At 70.8% G+C, this 24,547-nt stretch carries 24 protein-coding genes and 1 pseudogene; 13 read left to right on the top strand and 12 right to left on the bottom strand.

Annotated features, from left to right (window positions below):
* The first annotated feature begins 44 nt into the window (after positions 1 to 44).
* Together yaaA and eda are read left to right on the top strand one after the other, a co-directional pair.
* Positions 45 to 845, top strand: coding sequence for a peroxide stress protein YaaA (gene yaaA / locus ACFWIA_RS16310; protein ID WP_387004926.1), 801 nt, complete (start codon positions 45 to 47; stop codon positions 843 to 845).
* A gap of 62 nt (positions 846 to 907) precedes the next feature.
* Positions 908 to 1,588, top strand: coding sequence for a bifunctional 4-hydroxy-2-oxoglutarate aldolase/2-dehydro-3-deoxy-phosphogluconate aldolase (gene eda, locus ACFWIA_RS16305; RefSeq protein ID WP_387004923.1), 681 nt, complete (start codon positions 908 to 910; stop codon positions 1,586 to 1,588).
* Between the two features lie 31 nt (positions 1,589 to 1,619).
* Here the strand turns inward: eda and ACFWIA_RS16300 are convergent, their stop codons facing one another.
* From ACFWIA_RS16300 to ACFWIA_RS16290, 3 genes are read right to left on the bottom strand one after another with little or no spacing between them, the layout of a single operon-like run.
* Entirely contained in the window at positions 1,620 to 2,924 is a 1,305-nt protein-coding gene (locus ACFWIA_RS16300) for a bifunctional RNase H/acid phosphatase (protein WP_387005002.1), read from the bottom strand.
* Positions 2,925 to 2,947: 23 nt separating this feature from the next.
* Positions 2,948 to 3,691 carry a zinc ribbon domain-containing protein gene (locus tag ACFWIA_RS16295; RefSeq protein WP_385495314.1) on the bottom strand — a complete coding sequence of 248 codons (744 nt, stop codon included), beginning with the start codon at positions 3,689 to 3,691 and terminating at the stop codon, positions 2,948 to 2,950.
* Positions 3,688 to 4,554 carry a Nif3-like dinuclear metal center hexameric protein gene (locus tag ACFWIA_RS16290; protein WP_387004920.1) on the bottom strand — a complete coding sequence of 289 codons (867 nt, stop codon included), beginning with the start codon at positions 4,552 to 4,554 and terminating at the stop codon, positions 3,688 to 3,690. The genes ACFWIA_RS16295 and ACFWIA_RS16290 overlap by 4 nt, the downstream gene beginning before the upstream one ends.
* Positions 4,555 to 4,930: 376 nt before the next feature.
* On the opposite strand from ACFWIA_RS16290, the gene ACFWIA_RS16285 reads away from it, so the two are divergent.
* Positions 4,931 to 6,607, top strand: coding sequence for a hypothetical protein (locus tag ACFWIA_RS16285; protein WP_387004917.1), 1,677 nt, complete (start codon positions 4,931 to 4,933; stop codon positions 6,605 to 6,607).
* A 62-nt stretch (positions 6,608 to 6,669) separates the two neighbouring features.
* Positions 6,670 to 6,822 carry a hypothetical protein gene (locus ACFWIA_RS16280; protein WP_385495282.1) on the top strand — a complete coding sequence of 51 codons (153 nt, stop codon included), beginning with the start codon at positions 6,670 to 6,672 and terminating at the stop codon, positions 6,820 to 6,822.
* 117 nt (positions 6,823 to 6,939) lie between these two features.
* Here the strand turns inward: ACFWIA_RS16280 and ACFWIA_RS16275 are convergent.
* Positions 6,940 to 7,380, bottom strand: a pseudogene (locus tag ACFWIA_RS16275) (VOC family protein); the annotation flags it as partial.
* 88 nt (positions 7,381 to 7,468) lie between these two features.
* Here ACFWIA_RS16275 and ACFWIA_RS16270 point away from each other — a divergent pair.
* The 3 genes from ACFWIA_RS16270 to ACFWIA_RS16260 all read left to right on the top strand — a co-directional run bounded on the left by ACFWIA_RS16270 (position 7,469) and on the right by ACFWIA_RS16260 (position 11,829).
* Positions 7,469 to 9,202: a recombinase family protein gene (locus ACFWIA_RS16270; protein ID WP_387004998.1), complete on the top strand. Its 1,734-nt coding sequence runs from the start codon at positions 7,469 to 7,471 to the stop codon at positions 9,200 to 9,202.
* 1,264 nt (positions 9,203 to 10,466) lie between these two features.
* Entirely contained in the window at positions 10,467 to 10,844 is a 378-nt protein-coding gene (locus ACFWIA_RS16265) for a phage terminase small subunit P27 family (RefSeq protein WP_387004913.1), read from the top strand.
* A 49-nt stretch (positions 10,845 to 10,893) separates the two neighbouring features.
* On the top strand, positions 10,894 to 11,829 hold the full coding sequence (locus ACFWIA_RS16260) for a major capsid protein (RefSeq protein ID WP_387004911.1): 936 nt from the start codon (positions 10,894 to 10,896) through the stop codon (positions 11,827 to 11,829).
* 56 nt (positions 11,830 to 11,885) lie between these two features.
* Here the strand turns inward: ACFWIA_RS16260 and ACFWIA_RS16255 are convergent, their stop codons facing one another.
* Complete coding sequence (locus ACFWIA_RS16255; protein ID WP_387004908.1) at positions 11,886 to 13,235, bottom strand: tetratricopeptide repeat protein; 1,350 nt, start codon at positions 13,233 to 13,235, stop codon at positions 11,886 to 11,888.
* A 1,256-nt stretch (positions 13,236 to 14,491) separates the two neighbouring features.
* Here ACFWIA_RS16255 and ACFWIA_RS16250 point away from each other — a divergent pair.
* Positions 14,492 to 14,701, top strand: coding sequence for a DUF397 domain-containing protein (locus ACFWIA_RS16250; RefSeq protein ID WP_387004905.1), 210 nt, complete (start codon positions 14,492 to 14,494; stop codon positions 14,699 to 14,701).
* A gap of 244 nt (positions 14,702 to 14,945) precedes the next feature.
* Here ACFWIA_RS16250 and ACFWIA_RS16245 read toward each other — a convergent pair whose 3' ends face one another.
* On the bottom strand, positions 14,946 to 15,227 hold the full coding sequence (locus ACFWIA_RS16245) for a GntR family transcriptional regulator (RefSeq protein ID WP_387004902.1): 282 nt from the start codon (positions 15,225 to 15,227) through the stop codon (positions 14,946 to 14,948).
* Between the two features lie 184 nt (positions 15,228 to 15,411).
* On the opposite strand from ACFWIA_RS16245, the gene ACFWIA_RS16240 reads away from it, so the two are divergent.
* Complete coding sequence (locus ACFWIA_RS16240) at positions 15,412 to 15,786, top strand: hypothetical protein (protein WP_387004899.1); 375 nt, start codon at positions 15,412 to 15,414, stop codon at positions 15,784 to 15,786.
* A 264-nt stretch (positions 15,787 to 16,050) separates the two neighbouring features.
* Here the strand turns inward: ACFWIA_RS16240 and ACFWIA_RS16235 are convergent, their stop codons facing one another.
* The 3 genes from ACFWIA_RS16235 to ACFWIA_RS16225 all read right to left on the bottom strand — a co-directional run bounded on the left by ACFWIA_RS16235 (position 16,051) and on the right by ACFWIA_RS16225 (position 18,050).
* The gene (locus tag ACFWIA_RS16235; RefSeq protein ID WP_387004896.1) at positions 16,051 to 16,395 is read right to left on the bottom strand and encodes a VOC family protein; all 345 of its coding nucleotides are present in this window, start codon (positions 16,393 to 16,395) and stop codon (positions 16,051 to 16,053) included.
* Positions 16,396 to 16,557: 162 nt separating this feature from the next.
* Positions 16,558 to 17,634: a Zn-dependent alcohol dehydrogenase gene (locus ACFWIA_RS16230; RefSeq protein WP_387004893.1), complete on the bottom strand. Its 1,077-nt coding sequence runs from the start codon at positions 17,632 to 17,634 to the stop codon at positions 16,558 to 16,560.
* A 161-nt stretch (positions 17,635 to 17,795) separates the two neighbouring features.
* On the bottom strand, positions 17,796 to 18,050 hold the full coding sequence (locus tag ACFWIA_RS16225) for a DUF6479 family protein (RefSeq protein ID WP_387004891.1): 255 nt from the start codon (positions 18,048 to 18,050) through the stop codon (positions 17,796 to 17,798).
* 201 nt (positions 18,051 to 18,251) lie between these two features.
* Between ACFWIA_RS16225 and ACFWIA_RS16220 the strand changes: the two genes are divergently transcribed.
* The 4 genes from ACFWIA_RS16220 (at position 18,252) to ACFWIA_RS16205 (ending at position 21,389) form a co-directional block, all read left to right on the top strand.
* On the top strand, positions 18,252 to 18,422 hold the full coding sequence (locus ACFWIA_RS16220; protein ID WP_387004887.1) for a hydrophobic protein: 171 nt from the start codon (positions 18,252 to 18,254) through the stop codon (positions 18,420 to 18,422).
* 48 nt (positions 18,423 to 18,470) lie between these two features.
* Positions 18,471 to 18,818 (top strand): PRC-barrel domain containing protein, encoded by a 348-nt coding sequence (locus ACFWIA_RS16215; RefSeq protein WP_387004885.1) that lies wholly within the window; start codon positions 18,471 to 18,473, stop codon positions 18,816 to 18,818.
* Between the two features lie 157 nt (positions 18,819 to 18,975).
* Positions 18,976 to 19,677, top strand: coding sequence for a response regulator transcription factor (locus ACFWIA_RS16210; RefSeq protein ID WP_387004882.1), 702 nt, complete (start codon positions 18,976 to 18,978; stop codon positions 19,675 to 19,677).
* Complete coding sequence (locus ACFWIA_RS16205; protein WP_387004878.1) at positions 19,674 to 21,389, top strand: sensor histidine kinase; 1,716 nt, start codon at positions 19,674 to 19,676, stop codon at positions 21,387 to 21,389. The genes ACFWIA_RS16210 and ACFWIA_RS16205 overlap by 4 nt, the downstream gene beginning before the upstream one ends.
* A gap of 31 nt (positions 21,390 to 21,420) precedes the next feature.
* Here ACFWIA_RS16205 and ACFWIA_RS16200 read toward each other — a convergent pair whose 3' ends face one another.
* From ACFWIA_RS16200 to ACFWIA_RS16190, 3 genes are read right to left on the bottom strand one after another with little or no spacing between them, the layout of a single operon-like run.
* A complete protein-coding gene (locus ACFWIA_RS16200; protein ID WP_387004877.1) occupies positions 21,421 to 22,623 on the bottom strand; it encodes an ABC transporter permease in 1,203 nt (400 codons plus the stop codon).
* Positions 22,620 to 23,360: an ABC transporter ATP-binding protein gene (locus ACFWIA_RS16195; RefSeq protein ID WP_387004876.1), complete on the bottom strand. Its 741-nt coding sequence runs from the start codon at positions 23,358 to 23,360 to the stop codon at positions 22,620 to 22,622. The genes ACFWIA_RS16200 and ACFWIA_RS16195 overlap by 4 nt, the downstream gene beginning before the upstream one ends.
* Positions 23,357 to 24,502: a peptidoglycan-binding domain-containing protein gene (locus tag ACFWIA_RS16190; protein ID WP_387004875.1), complete on the bottom strand. Its 1,146-nt coding sequence runs from the start codon at positions 24,500 to 24,502 to the stop codon at positions 23,357 to 23,359. Before ACFWIA_RS16190 ends, ACFWIA_RS16195 begins: the two co-directional genes overlap by 4 nt.
* Between the last annotated feature and the right edge of the window lie 45 nt (positions 24,503 to 24,547).

Here is a 24,547-nt window from a genome sequence, read left to right as displayed (position 1 = left end):
GCCGGGGTCGGTCGCCCCGGTCACTTCGCGCCACTGGAGAAGCCGTGCTCGTGCTGTTGCCGCCGTCGGAAGGCAAGGCCGCCGCCGGCCGGGGAGCCCCGTTGAAGGCGGAGGGGTTGTCGCTGGCGGGGCTCGCGCCGGCACGGAAGGCGGTGCTCGACGCGCTGGTCGAGCTGTGTCTGGGGGACGAGGACGCGGCGCGGGCGGTGCTCGGGCTGAGCGAGGGGCAGCGGGCGGAGGTCGGGAAGAACGCGGCGCTGCGCACGGCGGGCGCCCGACCGGCCGGCGAGCTGTACACGGGGGTGCTGTACGACGCGCTGGACCTGGCGTCGCTGGATGCGACGGCCAAGCGACGGGCGACCCGTTCGCTGCTGGTGTTCTCCGGGCTGTGGGGTGCCGTCCGGGTCAACGACCGGATTCCCCCGTACCGGTGCGCCATGGGCGTGAAGCTGCCGGGGCTCGGCGCGCTGGGTGCCTTCTGGCGGCCGGCGATGGCCGAGGTGCTGCCCGAGGCGGCGGACCGGGGGCTGGTGCTGGATCTGCGTTCGTCGGCGTACGCGGCGGCCTGGAAGCCGAAGGGCGAGGTCGCCGCGCGGACGGCCACCGTGCGGGTGTTGCACGCCCAGGTGGTGGACGGGGTGGAGAAGCGGTCGGTGGTGAGCCACTTCAACAAGGCGACGAAGGGGCGGATCGTGCGGAGCCTGCTGTCCGCGGGCGCGGAGCCGAAGGGGCCCGCGGAACTCGTGGGGGCGCTGCGGGACCTCGGGTACCTGGTGGAGGCGCAGCCGCCGGCGCGGGCGGGTGCCCCGTGGTCGTTGGACGTCGTGGTGAGCGAGATCCACTAACACATTGCAGCATGCGCAACACGCTTTGCGCATGCTGCTCCTCGGGCGGCAGGATGGGCGCCATGACTTCCTCGCAGCCCGCCCCGCCCCCGCCCGCTTCCGGTGCCCGCGGTTCCGCTCCGACTTCCGTACTGGACCTCGCGCCGGTCATTCCGGTGGTCGTCGTGCAGGACGCCGCCGACGCCGTACCGCTGGCGCGGGCCCTGGTCGACGGCGGGCTGCCGGCCATCGAGGTGACCCTGCGCACGCCCGCGGCGCTGGACGCGATCCGGGCCGTCGCCGACGGGGTCCCGGACGCGATCGTCGGGGCCGGCACGGTGACCCGTCCGGAACACGTGGCCGCCGCGGTGGCCGCCGGGGCGCAGTTCCTGGTCAGCCCCGGTTGGACGCCCGCGCTGCTGGACGCAATGCGGGAGTCCGGGGTGCCGTTCCTGCCGGGGGTGTCCACCACCTCGGAGGTCGTGGCGCTACTGGAGCGCGGGGTCACCGACATGAAGTTCTTCCCGGCCGAGGCCGCCGGCGGCACCGCCTACCTCAAGTCCCTGGCCGGTCCGCTGCCGCAGGCCCGCTTCTGCCCCACGGGCGGCATCGGCGTGGCCACGGCCCCGTCCTACCTGGCGCTGCCCAACGTGGCGTGCGTGGGCGGCTCCTGGATGCTCCCCGAGGCGGAGGTGCGGGCCGGTGCCTGGGACCGGGTCGAGGCCCTGGCCCGCGAGGCCGCCGCACTGGCCACCGCCCGGTGACCAACGACCGCTGATCGCGGCCCCGGGGTCGTCAGCGCAGGTGGGCCGTCTCGTTGAGCAGCCGCACGCTCGCGTTGCCGTCCTGGAAGTAGGCGACGACCGAGAGCGCCGCGGCGGACAGCTCCATCCGGAACAGCGCCTCGGGCGGAGCCCCGAGTGCCAGGCGCACCAGGGTCTTCACCGGCGTGACGTGGGTGACCACCAGCACGGTGCGGCCCGCGTACCGGGCGAGCAGCCGGTCCCGCGCCCGCTCCACCCGCTCGGCGACCGCGAGGAAGCTCTCGCCGCCGCCCGTGGGGCGGGCCGCCGGATCGGCGAGCCAGGCCGTCAGGTCGTCCGGGTACTCCTCCCTGACCTGGCCGAAGGTCAGGCCCTCCCAGGCCCCGAAGTCGGTCTCGCGCAGATCGTCGTCGACGGCCACCGGCAGCCCCAACAGGTCGGCGGCGGCCCCGGCGGTCTCCCGGCACCGCTTCAGCGGTGAGGAGACGATCGCCTGGACGGTGCCCCGGGCGGCCAGCGCCTGGGCGGTGAGCACCGCCTGCGCACGGCCCACCTCGGACAGCGCGGGGTCGCCGCCCCCGCTGCCGGAGAACACCTTGGACGGGGTCAGCGGCGTCTCGCCGTGCCGCAGCAGCACGAACGTCGCGGGCGGGCCCATGTCGGCGGAGGGGCCCCAACCGGTGCTCGGCGCCTGCCGGGTCCCGTTCGCGGCGGCGGCACTGATGTTCTGCGCGGCCCGCAGGTCGGCGCGGGCCTTGACCTCCGCGGCCGAGGAGGTGCCCTCCGACGCCGAGGAGGCGGTGCCCGCGGCGTCGGCCAGGGCGGCACGCGCCCGGGCCGCGCCGGCCGCCGCGTCACCGGGCTCGCGCACCGGCGGACGGACCTCGCCGAGGTCGGCGGTGGAGGTGGACGGCGACCACTGCTCGCCCCGCTTGCCGGCGTCCATCGCCTCGTTGGCGAGCCGGTCCGCGTGCTTGTTGCGCTCGCGCGGAATCCACTCGTACGTGACCCGCCCGGCCGGGTAGACCGCGGCGGCCTCGGCGGCGAGCGGCTTCATGTCGGGGTGCTTGATCTTCCAGCGGCCCGACATCTGCTCCACGACGAGCTTGGAGTCCATCCGGACCCGCACCGGAACACCGGGGTCGAGCGCGTGCGCGGCACGGAGTCCCGCGATCAGACCCCGGTACTCGGCGACGTTGTTCGTGGCGACGCCGATGTACTCGGCGGCCTCCGCGAGGGCCTCCCCGCTCACCGCGTCGATGACGACGGCACCGTAGCCGGCGGGACCCGGGTTGCCCCGGGAACCGCCGTCGGCCTCGACCACGAACTCCCGCACGGCAGACGACACGAACGCTTCCCCTACAGGCCGGAGTCGGCGGTGCGGACCAGGATGCGGCGGCAGTTCTCGCACCGCACGACCGTGTCGGAGGGCGCGCGGCGCACGTCGTTCAGCTCGGTGATGTTGAGTTCCAGGCGGCAGCCCTCGCAGCGGCGCTGGAACAGGCGGGCCGCACCGATGCCGCCCTGCTGCTCGCGCAGCTTGTCGTACAGCTTGAGCAGGTCGGCCGGGATCGTGGCCGCGATCAGGCCGCGCTCCTTGGTGGCCGTCGCCGCCTCGGCGTCGAGTTCGCCGCTGGCGGCGTCCCGGCGGGCGGTGGCGTCGTCGGTCTTGGCCTGCACGGCGGTGACCCGGGCGGTCAGCTCGGTGACCCGCTCCTGGGCGGACTCACGGCGCTCCATGACCTCCAGGACGATGTCCTCCAGGTCGCCCTGGCGCCGGGCGAGCGAGGTGATCTCGCGCTGGAGGCTCTCCAGGTCCTTGGGGCTGGAGACGGCACCGGAGTCCAGTCGCTGCTGGTCGCGGGCGGCGCGCTGACGGACCTGGTCGACGTCCTGCTCGGCCTTGGTCTGTTCCCGGGCGCAGTCGCTCTCCTCGGTCTGGGCGGCGACGAGCAGGTCACGGAGCTGGGCGAGGTCCTTGCCCAGCGATTCGATCTCTGCGTGCTCGGGCAGCGACCTCCGTTTGTGGGCGAGCTGCTGGAGCCGGACGTCCAGGGCCTGGACGTCGAGGAGGCGGAGCTGGTCGGCGGGCGCGGCGTTCAGTTGGGGGCTCCCGGGTCGTTGGTGGTGACGAGTGGTGGTGCGGACGCCGCGTGGGCGGTCCAGGGGTCGGTGACCGTACGGGAGACGTAGGTGCGCAGTCCCCAGCCGTGTCGGTCGGAGATCGTGTCGAGCTGGGCGGCGGCCAGCTCGCACCAGGGCCATTCGGTGGCCCAGTGGGCGGCGTCGAGCAGCGCGAGGGGGCCGTGCTCCCGCGCTTCGGACACCGGATGGTGGCGCAGGTCCGCGGTGAGGAAGGCATCGACGCCCGCCGCCCGGACGTCGTCGAAGAGGCTGTCGCCGGAGCCGCCGCTGACGGCGACGGTCCGGACGGGTGCGTCGGGGTCGCCGGCGACCCGGATGCCCTGTGCGGTGGCGGGCAGCCGCTCGGCGGCCCGGGCCGCGAGCTCCCGCACGGTCATCGGGCGGTCGGGTTCGCAGATCCGGCCGAGGCCGCGGCGGCCCGCCGGGTCCGTGGGATCGGGCACCAGCGGACCGGTGACCCTCAAGTCCAAAGCACCGGCGAGGGCGTCGGAGACCCCCGGGTCGGCGCGGTCGGCGTTGGTGTGGGCGACGAGCAGCGCCACGTCGTGCTTGATCAGCGTGTGCACGACGCGGCCCTTGAAGTGGGAGGCCGCGACGGTGGTGGTGCCGCGCAGGTAGAGCGGGTGGTGGGTGACCAGCAGGTCGACGCCGAGCCGGACCGCCTCGTCGGCGATCTCCTGGACGGGGTCGACGGCGAACAGGACCCGGCGCACCTCGGCGTCCGGGTCGCCGCAGACGGGTCCGACCGCGTCCCACCCCTCGGCCCGCTCGGGGGGCCACAGGGCGTCGAGCGCGGCGATGACTTCAGACAGGCGGGGCACGGAGCTAGGCTACCTGCCCCGCGCGCTCCGCCGGACGGCCGATCCCCGTCGGCGCCGAGGCGAACGGGGCGCGCAGGGGTCGCACCGGGTCGGCCACCGGGGCGGACGACCGCGCAGGTCGCACGCGGGTCGCGCGCAAGCCGTACGGGTCCGTCGCCCTCCGGGCCGTTCGAAGACGACGAGCACCGGGCCCCGCTGACGACCCCCGCGTGCACGCCGAGGGTCCCGCTTACGCGCGTGCGGGGTCGCCGTACACACTCGCCGCGGTTTTCCCCGGCGAAACTCCCGACGGCCACCCGTTGTAGTGATCTTCGGTCGACGTGTGCCGCGTCCGTGCGTACGCCAACCAGGATTCGTCGCCGGAGGTGACCGAACCATGACGGTCTGTGCCGGCGAAACCACCGCCGAGAACGGGCAACCATCCGCACCGGCCCCCGCACCGCCGGGAGCCCGAACGAGGCCGGACGCCCTCGTGATCGCCGCGGACGGCGGCTATGCGGCTCGACTGACCCTGGCGGCCGGGTCGACCGACCGCTGGTTCCCCGAGCGCTGGACGCTGGACGGCCCCGAGCCGTACGCGGTGCCGCTGCCGGGTCGCCAGCCCGAGGAGGCGGACACCGAGGTGCAGCCGATGGCGGACGGCCGGGTGCTGGTGCGGCGGTCGGTCGCGGACCGGCACGAGTTCGCGCTGGTGTACCCGACCGGCCCCGCGACCGGAGAGGTGCGGCTCGGTGCGCTGGAGCGGGGGCCGGCCACCGCGCGCTGGAGCCTGCTGCCGCCGGCGCCCGGCGGCTCCCGCGCCTACGCGCTCGACGCGGACGGGCGCGCCAGCCGGGTGTGGCTGGTGGCGGGCGGCGGCAACGGGCCCGAACTGGTCGCGGAGGTCCCGGGTCGCTGCACGGGCGGGGCCTGGCTCGACCGGACGGGGCGCCTGCTGGCCCTGGACCGGGAGCACGGCGGCCGGACCAAGGCGGTCGCCGTCGACCTGGGACGGGGCGGTGCGGTGTCGCCGCTGCTCCAGATCGCGCAGGACAGCACCGATCGGCTGCTGCTCGCGGACCCGGACAGCGGGCTGTTGCTGATCCGTTCGGACGCTCCGTCGCCCGGGTGCGAGCGGTTGGGCTGGGGCGTGCTGGGCAGCACCCTCCCGGTCCGTTTCCCGGAGTGCCTGCGGCTGCCCGGACACACGGTGACGCCGTTCGCGGTGCAGCCGGGCCAGGCCCTCGCGCCGGAGGGCTGCGGGGTCGCCCTGCGGGTCGACGGGGCGGGCGGCACCTGGCTCGGCGTCTGGCGCCCGGAGTTCCGGGAGGTGCGCCGACTGCGTCCGCCCCGCGGGTGGTTCCCCGGGGCGGGGCGGTGGACCCGGGACGGGGAGCTGCGGTTGCCGTACGCCACCGGGGCGGTGCCGTGCGGGGTCGCCCGGCTGACGCCGGCCGCGCTGGCCGCGGGGTCCGCCGGTGCGGTCTTCGCTGCGGCGGGCCCCACGGGCGACGTGCGGGGCGCGGGCCGTCGTACGACGGCACCGGACGCGGCAGGCGCGGCGGACGCCCCTGCGTCGCCGGAGCCTTCTGGGGCACTCGGGTCCCTTGAGCCGCCGGTCGGGAACGACGGTGCCGGCGCGGGCCGCCCGAACGGCGCGCCGGGCCCGGACTCCCCACCGCGCCCGGACTCCCCGCCCGATTCGGGTGGACCACCGAACTCGGGTGGAGCGACGGCTGCAGCGGCAGCGCAGAGCACCGCGGGCGAGGACGGTCCCGGTGTCACGGTGCCGACCGGAGACGGGGGGACGAGGGTGCGGTGTGCCCCTGGGTCCGGGGTCTGGCCGGGTGCCGGGGCGGTCTGGGGAGCGGGGGCGGCCGGGGCGGCGCCCGGCACCGGAGCGGGCCGGCGAGCGGGCGGCGGGTTCGGCGCGTCGGGGAACCCCGCGGGCGCGGCGCCCGGGGGGAGTTGCGGCGAGGGCACGGCGACACCGTTCCCGGGCGGCGTGGACGCCGCCCGACCCGTTCCCCTGCAACAGGCGCCGCTCACCGGGCGGGTGCCCTTCGGGAGCTGACGGGTCGCCGGCTAGAATCACCCGGCTGTTGTGAAGATCCTTCGACGGGGTGAACCTTTCCGATGACCGAGACCCAGACGGACCCGACCGCCGAACCGCGTGAGGCCGTGGAGAACGACGGCCACGGCCGGCACCGGGGGGCCGTGGCCCCCCACGACCAGGAGGAAGAGCCGCACGGCCGGCACCGCAGGACCAACTCCTCCCAGGAGGGGTAGCGGTAGGACGCCGTAGCGCCTCCGGGCGGGGGGAGTCACGTAGCGGCGGCCCCCGCCCGTCCGAATCCCACGACGGCCCCGCCCCGCGGGGCCGTCGTGGCGTGCGGGGGCGCCCGTTCAGCGGCCGGCCGGTCGGGGCAGCGGCGACTCGGGCGGCAGTACGCAGAACTCCCGGCCGTCGGGGTCGGCCAGCACCACGTGGTCGACCTCGCCCTGGCCGATGTCGATCCGCTCGGCCCCGAGGGAGACGAGGCGGTCGACCTCCGCCAACTGGTCGCCGTCGGCGGGCGGAGCGAGGTCGAAGTGCAGTCGGCTCTTGCCGGTCTTCGGCAGCAGCGGCGGACCGCCCCAGGTGACCTTGGGGCCGCCGTGCGGCGAGCGGATCGCGGTCTCCTGGTCCTGGTCCCAGACCAACGGCCAGCCCAGGGCGCGGCTCCAGAAGTAGCCGACCTCCTGCGAGCCGTCGCAGGCGAGCGCTCCGATGAACCCGCAGTCGGCGAGGAAGTTGTTGCCCGGCTCGATGACGCAGAACTCGTTGCCCTCGGGGTCTCCCAACACACGGAACTAGTAGTTCTGGAGTGTTCCCGTGGGCGCATCGACGCAGGTCAAGGCTGACAACGGGCAAGGCTTGCTCTCCACGGAGGGCATGCAGACCACCACCCGCAACCCCCTCGGGGGAACCGTCTTCGAGACAGCGACGCTCCGGGGCGTGCGGTGCGTACGGCTGTCCGTGCTCACGGACGAGACCACCTCGCCGGAACGGCAGCGTGAAGCAGACGACCGGGCCGCCGCGGAACTAGGCATCACCTTCGACAACGGCGAAGCACTGCGCGAGGCCGTAGACCTGGACGTGAGCGCGTCCAAAGTGACCCCGTTCGACCGGCCAGAACTCGGCGCGTGGCTCGCCCGCCCCGCTGAGTTCGACGCGTTGGTGTGGTGGAGGTTCGACCGCGCCATCCGGTCCATGGCAGACATGCACGACCTTGCCAAGTGGGCTCGCACGCACCGGAAAATGTTGGTGTTCGCCGAGGGCATCGGCGGGGGCCGTCTGGTGTTCGACTTCCGGAACCCCATGGACCCCATGGCCGAGTTCCAAATGATGATGTTCGCCTTTGCCGCCCAGGTAGAAGCGCAGAGCATCAGCGACCGTGTCTCCGGCGCCATGGCTGCCATCCGGAAAATGGCTCTCCGGTGGCGCGGCGGCGGTAAGCCCCCGTACGGCTACATGCCCGCCCCGATGCCCGCGGAGTACGGCGGAGTCGGTCACACCCTGGTGCAGGACCCGGACGCCGTAGACATCATCCTGCGCATCATCCGGGAACTGTTGGAGGGCGCCACCGTTTCCGCGGTAGCCGCCCGCCTGAACGCCGATGAAGTCCCGAGCCCCCGCGACCACTGGGCAGCGAAGATGAAGCGGGAAAAAGGCGGCAAGACCGGCGGGGCCAAGGGAACCCACGTCGTCCGCGACGTGTTCAAGTGGACTCCGGCTGTCCTTAAGAGGATGCTCCGCAACCCGGTACTGCTCGGGTGGAAGATGCACAAGGGCAAGCCTGTCCGCGACGACCAGGGCAACCCGGTCATGGCCACGGAATCGCCGATCCTCACGCGCGAAGAGTTCGACCGGATCGGCGCGTTGCTCGACTCCCGCACCGTAGAAACCCGCGAACGCTCCGACACGGACGCACTGCTACTGCGTGTGATCCACTGCGACTCATGTGGGGGACGCATGTATCTCAGCGGCCCGACCGCGAACGGCGCAAGCGTGAACGCGTCCTACAAGTGCAACTTCCACTCACGGGGCGAAACGTGCGAGGCGCCCGCGCACGTCCGGGGTGACTGGGCGGACGAGTACGTGACCGCCGAGTTCCTGCGGCTGGTCGGCTCCGCACAGACACAACACGTGGTTGAACTCCCCGGGTACGACCCCGAGCCCGAGTTGCGCGCCACACTCGCCGAGTTCTCCGAGCACCAGGAACAGCAGGGTCGACAGAAGTCACGGCACGCGCGGCAGGCGTGGCAGGAACGCGCGGACGCGCTTGATACCCGCATAGCCGAGCTGGAGTCCCGGGAGAAGACCGAACCGCAACGGGTCGTGACCCCGACCGGACGCACGTTCGCGGACGAGTGGGCAGCCGCAGACACGGCGGGACGGCGCGCGATGCTCGTTGAAGCAGGGGCACGGCTGACTGTTCGTCGGGGCACACGTGGCGGGTGGCGACGGCTCGACGTCCGACGCGTTGACTTCAATCTGTCTGGCGATTTGGACCCGATCGCCGACGAACTCTCCGCGGTTGCCGACGTGACCGCTTTGGAGACCGACCCTGTGAAGGGTGCGCCCACAGCACCGGGCCACTCGGTCCGCCTCGTACCCGCGGCATAGTCGTTTACGGCGCCGGTATCCTCACCAACAGCCCGGTGCCGGTATGGAGCGCAGCGGGTCAGGCGACGGGTCCCGTTAGGGACGTAGCAGTACAGCCGTAGCCGCTTCTCAAGCCCCGGACGGGCACCCGACTGTCCGGGGCGCTTTCATGCCCGCAGACAGGCACACAGGACGTTCCCGGGTGTCTCCCGGATCGGTCGGCCCCCGGTGTGGCCGGCCAGCGGGGCAAGAAGGGTGATGGAGTGGTGAAGTAGCTATATTTTTTTGAACGCATAGAAAAAATATAGATAAAGGCGGCGGGTCGTCTCGTTCGCCACTCTGTCACCCCCGCGGGCAAGGCTTGCTCTCTACTAGTAGTGAGAGAGAACGGCGCCCACCCCCGTAGCAGGGGGACACGGCGGGCTCGGCGCACACCTCTCGAAATGAATCTGCCTGTCCATCACGCACCCGTACCGGGATGCCGCTGGTGTCTCGCCGTCCGATGCCCCCGCTAGAAACCGTCGCCCTCCACTACTGGTGGGCCCGACGAGGGCACCGGATTCCGGGAACCACTGGACCGTTCCATCAACCGCGCCGCGAGGAGAGAACCCACGCGCACACCCTTGGAGATAGCCCATTGCCCCGTAGACCCCGCCGACCGTGCACCATCCCCGGATGCCCGGCGTTGACCCCCCGGGGCGGCCGGTGCCCCGCTCACGAACGTGAGGCAACTCGACTCCGAGAGACACCGGGAACCAGCGTGTACGGCCCGCAGTGGCCAAGCACCCGACGCAGGTACCTGTACGCGCATCCGTGGTGTCTGCTGTGCAGTGCCCTCGCGACGGTTGCCGACCATCACCCTGTGAGCCGCAAAGACCTCGTTGCGCGGGGGGAGTTGAACCCGGATGCGCCGCGGCATCTTCGGCCCTTGTGCACGTCGTGCCACAACGCCGAGACCGCTCGGAACCAACCGGGTGGGTTCGCTGCCGAACGCCGGTCGCAGCGTGAGGCGAACGAACCTCCGCCGTTCTGACGGCACGGGCCCCGGGCGGGGTCCCCCTGTCCCTCCTGAGATTGCACGGCAGGGAGAGAAAAGAATCTCTCCGGCGCTGAAGGCATTTTTGGGTGCCCGAAATCGCACCCTCTCACCAGAAAGCGGGAATGCATGGCAGACAGATACAGACCGAAACCCGCTATCCAGCGAGCGCGCGAGGGAAACCCGTCGAGAACAGTGGTCACGGAAGGAGTGGTCGTTCCACGCGCCGTCTTGTCCGAACCGGGCTGGGTGGAAGTCTTCAAGTTCTCGTCCGATTCCGCTGTCGAATCAGCGAACGTCCGGTGTCGTGACGTGGCCTCGCAGGAGTGGCGACGCATCGTCCCCGTACTCGAAATTGCGGCCGGTATCGGCGAGGTGGATTACACCACAGTGAAAGATACGTGCGTCTGCGTCGCGCGACTCGATCAGGCGGAACGGGACCTTTCCGAACGAGGGTTGATGGTGACCGCGGAGCGGGGGACCGTGAAAAACGGGTCCGCAACCATCGCGGCACAGTATCGGACGCAGCTCGCACGGTACATCCGAGAGTTGGGGTTGTCGCCGAGTTCCCGTGCCGCAATTACGGCTCCGGAATTCGATGACGATGACGACGACGTATTTGACTGAAGCACATTGCCAACGTGATTGACAGTTGCTTAACTAGAAGGAGACGGACATGGCTCTTACTCTTGCGGAATCTGCGAAGCTCGCAGAGGATTACCTCAAGAGGGGGGTGACTGAGGTTTTCGTTCAAGAGTCACCCATTCTCGATCGCCTTCCGCTGATCAGCTTTGATGGGTCGGCCTACGCTTACAATGAAGAATCACTGCTTCCCGGAGTTTCGTTCCGTGCGGTGAATGAAGCGTATCCGGAGAGTACTGGTGCGGTGAATCAGCGGATCGAAACGCTTGCTATTCTCGGCGGAGATGCCGACGTCGACAAGTACATCGTCAAGACGCGCGGAAACCTGAATGAACAGCGCGCCATTCAAACTGTAATGAAGGTCAAGGCCGCTTCCATTCATTTCTCTGACCAGTTCTTCAACGGCGACACTGTAACGAACCCCAAGGGATTCGATGGCCTACGGAAGCGCGTCGCCGGGCGGCAAGTGATTGACGCTAAGGGCGTCGGCCCGATCGTCAATGGGCATGAGTTCTTTGACGCGCTGGACAAGTTGGCCGCTTCTGTGCGGGGGATCAACGGCTCGAACGGCGCCCTTTACATGAACGGTGAGCTTATCGCACGGGTTCGCTCCGGATTCCGTCGCCTGGGTGGCAGCGAAATGCTCATGAGTGATGTCCTCGGCAAGCGAACCACCCTATGGAACGGAATTCCCCTGCTTGACGCCGGACAGAAGTTGGACGGTACCGATGTGCTGCCGCTGACTGCCGGGACAGGAGGAAAGGAGACCGGGGAGATTTACGCAGTCCGGTTCGGTGACTCGGAGGCCGATGGGGCTGTTTCCGGTTTGACGAACGGCGGAATTCAGGCGACCGATCTCGGAGAAGCGCACGAGAAGCCGGTTTATCGAACCCGCATCGAGTTTTACTGCGGGATTGCAGTGTTCGGCGGGAAGGCCGCCGCTCGCCTCACAAACGTTCTGAACGGCTAGCCTAGGTCTAAATAGCCCCTGCACTCGTCGCCTTTCGGGGTGGCGCGCGTGGGGGTCTATTTCTTTAACGACACGGAACGGTACTGCAAGACCTCTCGCGTGCGCTCGTAGAGTGCGCTTGCAAAATGATTCTTAAGGTGCGGAGTTAGTGAATCTTTCATGAATGCAATCCGGCGATCCGCCCTTTCAGACTGAACGAAACCGTAATCGTCTAGGACCTTATGCCAAGTTGCACAGGCAGCTTCCAATTGGCCCCCTTCCAACTGCCGCTCCGCGAGGGTTGAACCATCGAGCACAGCGCGACGTCGATGCGACCCATTACGAAGACGATGGTACCGTTCCAAAGAATCTACCGATCCCCGCAAATCACCCAAGGCGTACTTGACTTGCGCGATGTCGAATTCCATCACGGCTTCACGATATTGCCCCATAACCACCCTGTCGACGGAATCAGTCTTATTCATCTCCCGTTCAGCCTCCGACAGTGAAGCAGTAGCGCCCCTCCGGTCACCGTTTAGGGCGATTGCGTATGCGCGCTGCCCTGCGTTAAATGCCCTCATGTTCGACCCAAGATGCGGCCCGCCCTCCATCGCAGCAGACGTAAGCCTGACAGCATTCTTTTTATGGCCGAGTTGAATCGCTTGTGAACCCATACCGTGGAGGGCAAGAGAATACGCTGCCCGATCCTCCGCCACGCCTGCCAGTTCGATTGCTTTAATGTAGTACTGCTGCCCGAGCCCTTGCAATCCTTCGTCGATCGCCATGTAACCCGCCAAATAGCACAGATCGGAAGCGGCGGAGAACATATTCTTTCGCACTGCTTGAGGTCCGGGAGCGGACAGATATGGAGCGACAGTATTGACCAGGAAGGCAGCGGCGAGAGGACGAACACCCCTGCCACCGAATTGGTAGTCGAGGTCGGAGAATTTCTTGGTCATGGCTACAACCATCTCAATTTCCCCTTGTCCGATTCCGCTCAGTTCGCGCACTTCCGCCACTTCCATTCGCCCAACAATCTCTTGCCAATTGGGAACTGTTGCGGCGACGGAAAAGAGACTGGCACTCAAAAGGCTGCGGCGAGACGGGTCCATATCAAGCCTCCCTAGATTAATCAAGCCTTCCATTATCGAGAGATTGCCGGATTCATCGATACGAGCGGGGAACCCGGCTTGATCGTGACTGATGGGTCGCTCTAATTTGCGTATGAGCGCTTCGATGATGAGTGGACGGGTTGTCTCCTTGGGTGTTTGTCCACCTAGCCACTGATGAACTGAGGGCTGCTGATACTTGGTCGGCGTGCCCCGCTCGGTGCCAATGCGGTTGACTGCTCGCGCAAACTGGCGCATCGACCAACCTGTCTCGCGGTACAGCTCGGCGAGACGGTCGTTCGGTTGACGGGTCGCCATCGGCTCAACTCCTCGCGTTCATGCGGCTTAACGCTCTTATGCCCAAGGTGTCCCCCAACGGTACCCCCGTACGCATCAAGGGTGTTGCCTAGTGCGACACGGCAGTCACAGACAGGAGTGAGGGGTGAGCCTCGGCTCATGGGCAGTAGCGACACCCGTTGGGCGGACGTTCAACCCGCCACCGCCGCGGACGCATTACGAACGGCAGCGACCGGGGTCAACACCCGCGACAGGCAGGGGAGTTCGGGGTGAGAGTGGCCAGACTGTTCGACCTCGAATGGACGTTGACGAGGGTAGAAGTCCAGGGTGTTTGGGCCCACATCGCGTGTGTGTCAGGGACTCCCCCCTGTGGTGTGACCCCGCCCATGCGCCCGGTGCACGCGACGCCGGACGGTGCGCTTGCTTGGGCAGAGGAACACATGCGTCTGACCGGGCACCGTCGGTACGACCGGCTCCTGTTCGACGTGGTGCAGTGGGACCCGCCGGACGACGTCGACCCGCGGACGTTGCCGGGGGTGACCACGTGAGGCTGTGCGGGACCACTACCCCGCTTCCCCCGCTGTTGGTCCTGGACGCGCTTATTGCAGCCGCGCCGGATGACGACATGGAGGTCATGACGCATCCGCGCTGTGAACTTGAGGACGACCACCGGGGTCTGCACGCCGCTGCGGTGCGATTGCTCGACATGGAACCGCCCCAGACAGTGTGGACCCAGTGGGCGGACGGACGGGACCCGAATTCGGTTGTCGTACTTCGGGACTGCGCGCGTGGGAACGGTGCTCCGCCCGGCTCCGACGATAGGTGCACGCAGTATGTCGACCACCCGGGAACGTGCTCCTTCGATCTGCTCGATCCGGAGCACGAGCACTTGATGGCAACCAATGGCGCGTACCGGCACATGTTTGAACGAGGGCATGTGCCGGACCCCGAGGACTCCCCGCCCACCTGATCCCGCCCGGACAGTTGGGCGGACCACCCAGACCCCGTTCCGTGTGGCGGTGTTCCATCGGCGCCGCGGAGAACACACGGAGCGGCACCCCGCGGGTCGGTGCCGAACATGGGCCCGTGGGAAGGGGGGCGGTTCCTCTAACCCCCAGCCCCGGTCGCCACCGCCACCCCGCCCCGGCGGCCGGGGCCCCTGATCTCCGTCCCTGCCGGACCGTCCGTTTCCGTGTCCCCCACGGCGGACCCCGGCAGGGGCGGGTACGAACGGCAGCGGGGACCGTTTCCCCGCACCACGGAGAAGGGACTAGTCAGTGACCGCAGTTCCCGAGTTCGAGTTCCGCACCGCGAACGCGTGCACCCTCCAGAACAGCGACCCGCGCTGCGTCGAGGTGGCGACCAACATCCCGGGCCGCGTGGCCATCCGCAACTCGACCAACGGCAACACGGTCGAGTTCACCAGCGGGGAATGGTCCGCCTTCCTCAACGGTGCCAAGCTGGGAGAGTTCGACCTCTCGGCCTAGGAGTGATCATGCAGGAGTGCCCACGCTGCGGCGGTACGGCCACGGCCGACCCTGAACATGCCGCCGCACGCTGGTGCCTCTCCTGCTGGCACGCCTGGACCCTCCCACAGGAAGCTTCCTGTGGAGGTACGTTGCCGCAGTTCGCGCCGGGACTCCGCACCCTGCGGGAGTCTCGTCACCTGAACCGCTGACAGCGCCGCACAGCACGAGGCCCCGCCTGCCCCTCGATACACGGTGGGCGGGGCTACCCGCCCCCTTGACTCTCGTCCCGGGCGCTCCGATCCGCGACGTACGTTCCTCGCTGCGGGACGACAAACAACAGCCCTTCGGCGACCAGCACGGCAATCGCCCGCCGCACGGTCGGGCGGGACAGCCCAAACTCATCACAGAGACGAGTCTCTGAGGAGATTGGTCGACGAGGCTTCCAGTCGCCGCGGGCGATGCGCGCCCGCAGGATGCCGGCGAGCTGGTGAAACGGCGGCTCGGGCGCATCCCGCTCGATCTCGTCATCAGGGCCGTATTCCATGCCGCCAACCGTAGCCGGGCTCATCCGACAGAGCACAACAAGCCATGTCAAGCAACGTGCCTTTACAAGCCTTTACGTGTCTTGACGTTAAGTCGTACTCTCAGAAACGAGAACGCCCCGACAGACCGTTGCGACCGGTCCGCCGGGGCTCCGCCAAAGACAGCTTTTGGGAGCTGACCGACGTATGCGAAACCTTATCGCCCATGCACTCATATGGGTGCTGCACCTGTTCTTCCCCCCTCGGGGACAGCACCGTGCGCCCACCCCGCCCCGCCCCGAAGCGGCGCCCGACCGCATCGACGTCGCCCTGTGGGGACTCAGGGACGCGTTCGAGCGTCTGCCCGGACACGACCCCGACCTACCGGAGATCCCGCCCTTCCGGCCGCTCTTCGTAGAACTGTCCGAACGGCTGGCGCCCGGCAAGTGGGAGCAGACACAGCAACGGGAACGGCGCATCGCAGCGGCAGCCGTGACGTACGGCGGCGAGTATCCGTACACCTACCCGACCGCACTCCGTTCCGTACCCGCCCCCGCGACCGATGCGGAGGTATCGGCATGACGCGTGACGCGCTCACCAACGACCCGCCCGCCCCGTCCGGTGCACATTGCTGTATCTGCGGGTGCTGGACCACGGCCCCCGTCGTGATCGGCTACAGCAGTGCGAGCGGTACCGGGTCTGTGACCCACCGGGTGTGCCCCGCCCACTTGATCGGGGGCGAGTGCGTGGTAGACCACATGACACCCCGCTAGCCGCAGACAACGAAGAGCCCCGCTCGGCCAAGTGCCTTGCGGGGCTTCTCTGTTGTATGGCCCGCACGTATCATCAGAACTGGTAGTCAAGAGTGTTGGGATCGGCGAGCACCACATGGCTGACCTCGCCCTGCCCGATGTCGAGGTGGCGGGCCCCGAGTTCGAGCGCCCGCGCCACGGTCCGCTGCTGGTCGTCGAGGGACCGGCTCGTCAGGTCGAAGTGCAGCTGGTTCTGGCCGCTCTTCTGCTCCCGGGTCGCACGGAACCCGATCCGGAACCCGGTGTCGTCGTTCGGCAGGAGCACCAGGTCGCCGTGGGAGTCGTCGGTCAACTCCCAGTCCAGGAAACCGGCCCAGAAGCGCGCCAGGCGGTGGGGGTCGTTCGCGTCGAGGCGGAGCGCGTGGAGGTGGGAAGTCATCCCTCGGTCATTCCGATCTGCCGGCCCGCTGCCCCGGCCCGCCGATCGGGTAGGGCACTCCACCGGCGATGAGGCGTTCGTCCAGGTCCTCGCCGGAGCTTGCCCAGCCCGAACCACCCGGTCAACTCATTAACGCACCGCGGGCCCCGCGCATGCGGGCGTTCAGCACGCGATGGAGGTGCGCAGTGCGCTGCCCGTGCGCATCTGCTCCAGTGCCTCGTTGATGTCCGCCAGCGACACCCGGTGGGTGATCAGTCCCTCCAGGTCGATCCGGCCCGCCCGCCACAGCTCGACGGTCCGCCGGTACGAACGCACGGCGTCCCCGCCTCCGTACATCGAGGGCAGGATGCGCTTCTCGTGGAAGAACAGCTCGAACATGCTGAGGCGCAGGAAGTCGTCCGGGGCGCCCGCGCCGACGACGCAGAGGGTCCCGCCGCGCCGGGTGGCGTCGTAGGCGGTGCGTGCGGTGTCCGAGCGGCCGACCACCTCGAAGACGTAGTCGAAGCCCTCGCCCCCGGTGATCCGCTGGGTGGCGTCGGCGAGTTCGTCGGGGGCCACGGCCTCGGTGGCGCCGAAGCGCAGCGCCGACCCACGGCGGAAGGCGACCGGGTCGACCGCGACGATCCGGGCGGCACCGCTGAGCCGGGCGCCCTGGACCACGGAGAGTCCCACCCCGCCGCAGCCGATCACCGCGACCGACGAACCGGCCTCCACCCGGGCGGTGTTGAGCACCGCACCGAGTCCGGTGGTGACCCCGCAGCCGATCAGGGCGGCGAGGTCGAAGGGCACGTCGTCGGGGATCGGGACCGCGCTCGCCGCGTCGACGACGACCTCTTCGGCGAAGGTCCCGGTGCCGGTGAACCCGAAGACGGGTCCGCCCGAGCGGCGGAAGTTGGGGGTGCGCGCGTTCCTGAACCCGGTCAGGCACAGCTGGGTCTGGCCGCGTCCGCACGGGGGGCACCCGCCGCAGGACGGCAGCCAGCTGATCAGCACCCGGTCGCCGGGCCGGACGCCGCTCACCCCGTCCCCCACGTCGAGGACCTCGCCGGCGCCCTCGTGGCCGGGGACGAACGGCGCGGGCTGCCGCAGGGTGCCGTTCATGGCGGACAGGTCGGAGTGGCACAGCCCGGCGGCCCGGACCCGGACGCGCACCTTGCCGGGACCGAAACCGACCGCCTCGACGTCGTCGTGGACTTCCAGCTTGTCGTGCCCGGTCTCGTGCAGTACGGCTGCGCGCATGCTGTGGCTCCCCTTCGCGGGACGGCGTCCGGCTGGTCCGGGAACCCCGGGGCGTCCCGCACGGGTTCCTACGACCTGCTCATCCTAGAACGCGTTCCAGTGCGGCGCCCGCGGCAGGTGCGGTGACCGGCGCCCCGAGGCCCCGCACCGCGGGCGGAAGGTCAGGGGCGGGGGCCGGGTCCGGTCGGGGGATCGTGCGGGGTCCCCCGGGAACGGGCGCGGCGTCGGGCGCGGGCGGGCTGTGCGGCTGGTCCGCGCCGCCGCGCGACCCGGCGACTCCCCCACCAGAACCCGCCCAGCAGGACGGCGGCCACGGCGATGCCGACCAGGACGATCGGGAGGGCGGACGGGGCTCCGGCGGCGAGGAACGCGAACGTGTCCGTGGATTGCGTGGTGCTCGTGGACTCGGTGTTCATGGGCCACGGGTGTCCCGATGCTCCCGCGGCACACCTCGCGCTGCCGCACACCTCGCGCAGCGGGCCGCCGTCCGTGCACCGCCGCCGCCGGACCGCCGCTGCCTGACCGCCGCCTCCGGACCGGGCGCTACGGAAAGAACCGGTGCTTCTCCGTGTGGTCCCTCGTTCGGGGGGCACCCGAGGCTTCGGAGGTTGATACGCATGGTTCCGCTCCTACTGGTTCTTCTTCTCGTCGTTCTGCTCTTCGGCGCCGGATTCGCGCTGGAGGTCCTGTGGTGGGTCGCCGCCGTCGTCCTGGTGCTGTGGCTCATCGGTTTCCTGGCCCGCACGGCCGGACCCGGCGGTGCCCGCAGCCGCTGGTACCGCTGGTAGCGGTCCGGCACCGGCTTTCTCCCCCGCACCCCCCGACAAGGAGTCCTCATGCACAGTGGTCTGTGGAACTACCTGCCCACCGCCGGACACACCCGGGACGACGACCTCTCCGGATACCGGGTGGAGGCGTCCGACGGACACATCGGCAAGGTGGACAAGTTCTCCCACGAGGTCGGCTCGCAGTACCTCGTCGTGGACACCGGAGTGTGGATCTTCGGTCGGAAGGTGATGCTTCCGGCGTCGACCGTCTCCCGCGTGGACAACGACGAGCGAACGGTGCACGTCTCCTGGACGAAGGACGAGATCAAGGCGTCCCCGGAGTTCGACGAGGACCGACACCTCGGCGACCCCGCCTACCGTGACCAACTCGGCGGCTACTACGGCGCCGGACACTGAACTCCGCCGTCCCCCCGGCGGGTTGCCGTGGGGACGGCCCCGCCGGGGAGCGGTCCCCCGCCGGCGGGTCCCACGGGCCGGTTCGCCCACGAGCGGCGGGCCGGCCCGTACGCCTGTACTACCGTGGCCGCATCCACCACGGGAGCGGGAGACAACCTTGGGCGCACGCATCCTGGTCGCCGAGGACGACGCGAAGCAGGCGGGGTTGATCCGCATCTACCTGGAGCAGGACGGTCACGCCGTGCACGTGGTGGGCGACGGCCGGGCCGCCCTCGACCGGGCGCGCACCGCCCGACCCGACCTCGTGGTGCTGGACGTGATGCTGCCGGGGATCGACGGTCTCGACGTCTGCCGCATCCTGCGCACCGAGTCGGACGTGCCGATCCTGCTGGTCACCGCCCGCACCACGGAGGAGGACATCCTGCTGGGGCTCGACCTCGGCGCCGACGACTACCTCACCAAACCGTGCAGCCCTCGCGAACTCGCCGCCCGGGTGAGGGCGTTGTTACGGCGGTCCGGGAAGGCGACGGACGGGGAGCCCGCGGTGCTGCGGGTCGGCGGCATGGAGGTGGACACCGTCCGCTTCGAGGTGCGGCTGTCGGGGCGGACGGTGACCCTGACGTCCAAGGAGTTCGGCATCCTCGAAACGCTGGCCCGGGAGCCCGGCCGGGTCTTCACCCGGGCCCAGATCATCGAGCGGGCCTTCGGCTTCGACCACGACGTCCTCGAACGCACGGTGGACGCCCATGTGATGAACCTGCGCCGCAAGTTGGAGCAGGACCCGGCACAACCGCAACACCTGGAGACGGTCTACGGGCGGGGCTACCGGATCACGGACGGCGGTACGGCGCGCCCATGAGCTTCCGGGTCCGGCTGATGGCGCTCCTGATGCTGATCGCCGTGGCCGCCACCGCGGCGACCGCCTGGCTGACGCTCCGTCAAGTATCGCGCCAGGTGCAGGAGTCGGCCGACGCCGACCGGGCCGACATCCGGGTCATCGACCGGCGGCTGCGCGATCACGCGGTGCGCCACGGCACCTGGGACGGCGTGTCGAACGTCCTGCGGTCACTGGCCGCGGAGACGGGTCAGCGCATCAGGATCCAGGACGAGACGGGCGGCCACGCCCTGGACTCGGACGCGCTGGCCGGTCGCGTGCCCCGCCCCGCCGGAGCCGCACCGCCGATCCTGGTCGACCCCCGACCGCGGCTCGTCGAGTGGTCGAGGCCCGCACCCGTTTCGGGGGCCCTGGTGAAGCAGAGCATCGGCCCCATCGCCGCGTACCCGAGGTCCGTCGCGTTCGCCGAATGCCTGGCCCGCTCCGGCATCGAGCCGGAGGTCACCCGTGACGACCTCGGCATCCCGGTGTACCGGGGCCCCGGCGGCAGCAAGCAGAGCGGCTCCTGCACCTTGCGGAACCCGTCGGAGGAGGAGTTGGACGCGGTGGCCGACGCCCTCCGGACGTGTGTGGAGGTCCCCTTGGACGAAGCCTCGACCTGTGTGGACCGGGTGTTCGTGACCCGCACCGGCACGGTCGGTCCCCCACCGCTGCGGGTGTCCCTGGGCGCGCTCGACGACGCGGGGCTGATGGTCGAGCGGAAGCCGGCCGTGCTCGCCGCGCTGGGGGTCGCCGGGGCCGCCGTGCTCGGGGCGCTCCTGTTGAGTCGGGCGGTGCTGCGGCCGGTGAAGGCCCTGACCGCGGCGGCGCGCAGCCTCGGGGAGGGGGAACTCGCGCAGCGGGTCCCCGCCTCCGGCAGCGACGAGATCGGCGAACTGGGGCGCTCCTTCAACCGGATGGCGGATTCGCTGGCGGCCAGCGAGCGGCGGCAGCGGCAGCTCATCGGGGACATCGCCCATGAGCTGCGCACGCCCCTGGGCAATCTCCGGGGGTACCTGGAGGCGATCCAGGACGGGTTCGTGGAGGTCACCCCGGAGCTCCTCGCCTCCCTGCACGAGGAGGCGATGTTGCAGCAGCGCGTCGTGGACGACCTCCAGGACCTCGCACTCGCCGAGGCGGGAGCGCTGACCTACCACCGCTCGGACCTGGACGCCCGGGACCTGTTGACGGCCTGTGCCACGGCCCACCGCGCCCTCGCGGGCGAGGCGGGCGTCACGGTGGCGGTCGCCGCGCACCCGGTCCCGGCCCCGGTGCACGGCGATCCGGCGCGGTTGCGGCAGGCGCTGTCCAACCTGGTCGGCAACGCGGTACGGCACACCGGGCGCGGTGGCCGGGTGACGCTCCGGGTGGCCCGCCCCGCGGACGGGGTCGGCGCAGCGGACGGGGTCGGCCTGGTGGTGCGGGACACCGGGAACGGGATTCCCCCGGACCAACTGCCCCACCTGTTCGACCGTTTCTGGCGGGCGGACGGGGCCCGGGGGCGGGCCACCGGGGGCAGCGGGCTGGGGCTGCCCATCGCCCGGCAGATCGTCGCGGACCACGGCGGGACCATCACCGTCACCAGCGAGGTCGGTCGCGGCACCGCCTTCACGGTCACGCTCCCCGCGCCCCCGGGACCCCGTACGCCGCACACCCCGACCGCACCGACCGCACCGACCGGCGGGGACGGCGGTTGACGGATCGGGGCGGCCGGGGGACCGGGGGCGATCAGGTGCCCGCCAGGGCCTCCGTGGGCGCCAGCCGGCTGGCCCGCACCGCCGGATACAACCCGGCCAGGGCCCCGATGACCAGCGTCGATCCGGTGCCCGCCGCCGAAGCCCAGGCCGGAACCACCGCGGGCCACTCCCGCGACACCGCGTACCCGGCGGTGATCAGCACCCCCAACACCGTTCCGGCGACCCCGCCGAGCACCGAGAGCAGCAGGGACTCCATCACGAACTGGAGGCGGATCTGTCCACGGGTCGCCCCCAGCGCCCGCCGCAGTCCGATCTCGGAGCGGCGCTCCAACACCGAGATGACCATGGTGTTCCCCACCCCGACGCCACCCACCAGCAGGGCGACCCCGCCGAGCCCCAGCAGCAGTCCGGTCAGCGCGGACTCGGTGGCCTCCCGGGCGGCGAGCGCGTCGGAGGGCCGGGAGATCGTCACCTCGGAGGACCGCTCCGGGTGCGCGGTCGCGGCGACGACCGCGCGGACCTCGTTCACCCGGTCCTCCGCGGTCCGTACGTAGACCGTCGTGGGCGTGCCGTCGTGTTCCAGGTACCGTTCCGCGGCCCCGGCGCCGACCAGCGCCGAACGGTCGATCTGCGGAGCCAGCGGGACCGGGCGCAACACCCCGATCAGCGAGAACCACCGGCCGCCCAGCCACAGCCGGGTGCCGGGCGCGCTCACGTCGAGCCGCCGGGCCGCCTCCGCGCCGAGCACCACCGTCGGGGCCCGTTCGGTGGCCGGGTCGTGCCAGCGTCCGCGCCCGACCTCCGCACCGATCACCGGCAGCAGCCCCCGGCCGGCGGCGACCACGTCGATCCCGCCGGTGCGGCCCACCGGGATGTTCTCGTTGCGGTAGACGCGGGCGGAGGTCAGCCCCGTCGCGTCGGCCCGCAGCACCGGGGGGATGCGACGGATCATCGTGGTGGCCTCGGCGGGCAGCCGGGTCTGCTGGCCCTCCGCGTCACGACCGGGTTCGATCCGCAGCAGGTTGGTGCCGAGCCTGTCGAGCCGGCGGTCCACCTCCGCCTGGCCGGACGCGGAGATCCCGACGACGGCGATCATCGCGGCCACGCCGATGGCGACGCCCAGCGCGGACAGGAACACCCGGAGCGGACGGGTGCGCAGACCGGTGCCGCCGAGGCGGACGAGGTCCCGTCCCCGCAGTCGGGCGGGCCGCAGCACGTCCCGGCGCCCGGTCACCGTGCCACCGTCGCACCGGCCGGGCGGTCGACTCCGGCGCCGGTACGCGATGCGGCACCGGAGTCGGTACTCGTGTCGGTGACCATCCGGCCGTCCCGCATCTCGATCCGTCGGGGCAGTCCGGCGGCGATCTCCCGGTCATGGGTGATGACGACGACCGTGGTGCCCGAGCCGTGGAGTTCCCGGAGCAGGGTCAGGACCGCGGCGCCGGACGCGGAGTCGAGGTTGCCGGTCGGCTCGTCGGCGAGCAGCAGCGCCGGGGCGCCGACCACCGCCCGGGCGACGGCGGCCCGTTGGCTTTCACCGCCGGAGAGTTGGTGCGGCAGGTGCCGCATCCGGTGGGCCAGGCCCACCCGGTCGAGCACCTCGGCGGCCTCGGCCCGTCGTCTGCGCGGGGCGGCCCCCGCGTAGAGGAGCCCGTCGGCGACGGCGTCCAGGATCGGGACGCCGACCGCGAGGTGGAACTGTTGGAACACGAAGCCGATCCGCCGGGCCCGCAGCGCGGACACCTCACGGTCGGTGAGGGCGGCGGTGTCGTGGCCGTCCACGAGGACCCGGCCGGTGGTGGGCCGGTCCAGGGTGCCCATCAGGTTCAGCAGGCTGGACTTGCCGGAGCCGGACGGGCCGACGACGGCGACGAGTTCGCCGGGGGCGAGGGCCAGGTCGACGTCCTCGACCGCGTGCACCCCTGCGGGGTACGTCTTCGAGACCCGCTCGAACCGCACGACGTCCGTCACTCCGGAATCCTCACCTTCAGGCCCTCGCGGAGCCCGGCGCCGCGGACCTCCACCATGCCGTTCGCGAACAGTCCCGTCCGGACCGCCACGAAACGGCCCTCGGGTTCGGCGAGTTCCAGGCCGTGGCCGCCCTCCGCGAGGGCGACGAGCGCGGACACGGGCACGGACAGCACCCCCGCGCGGCGCTCGCGCACGTAGCGGACGGTGACGGGTGCGCTCTCCATCCGGCCGAGTGCGCTCGGGTCGTCGAGGGTGATCGTCACGGGGAAGGTCGCGGGCCCCTGACCGGCCGCGCCGCCCTCGCCGCCGCCACCGTCGCCCTCGGCCGCGGCCATCCGTCTGCCCACCGAGGACACCTCGCCGTCCACCGGGTCGGCTCCGGGCAGTTCGACGGTGACCCCGGTGCCGCGGGTGGCCCAGGCGCCGTCCTCGGCCGAGGCGTCGACGGTCACCCGGCGGGCGCCGCCGGTGTAGGAGAGTGCCTCGGGGGTGGCCTCGGCGCCGATCCGGACGCCCACGTCGCCGACCCTGATCCGGCCGGAGGCGTACACGACGTCCCCGACCGTGATCCGGCCCGTCCGGGGCACGCCCAGGTGCCGCTGCCACCGTTTGACGGCGTCCGCGGTCTTGGCGGTGTACTCGTCGTCCACGGTGAAGTCGGTGTAGCCGAGTGCGGCGAGGTTCGACTCGAACTGCCGCACGTCCATGCCCTTCGTCCCCTCTTCAGCCCCGGCACCGGACCCGGACCCGGCCTTTCCGTCCCCGGAGCCTTCGGAGCCGGAGCCCTCCGCATCCGACCCCGCGGAGTCGGTGCCGCCCGGGCCGAGCGCGCGGTACATCGGCAGGGCCCCGTACAGCAGCACCACCGGCCGGTCGTCGACCTTCAGCAGGGTCTCGCCGCGGCTGACCCGGTCGCCGCGTTCGGGCAGCCAGGTCACGGTCCCCGTCGCCTTGAGCGGGACGGGGACCTCCTTGCCGTACCCCAACTTGCCGTCCACCGTGGTCTGGTCGACCAGGGTGCGGCGCACGACCTCCACCACCGAGCCGGCCCGCCCGGCACCGGTGGCCGGCTCCTCGTCTCCGCCGAGGTCGAGCCCGAAGGCCCCCGCCCCCGCGACGACCGCCACCACGACGACGGCCACGACGAGCAGTGTCCGGCGGCGCCCCGGGCCGGCCGACCGACCGCG

This window comes from Streptomyces sp. NPDC127068, from assembly GCF_042724695.1.
Classification (GTDB): domain Bacteria; phylum Actinomycetota; class Actinomycetes; order Streptomycetales; family Streptomycetaceae; genus Streptomyces.
This window is presented reverse-complemented; position numbering and strand designations above follow the sequence as displayed.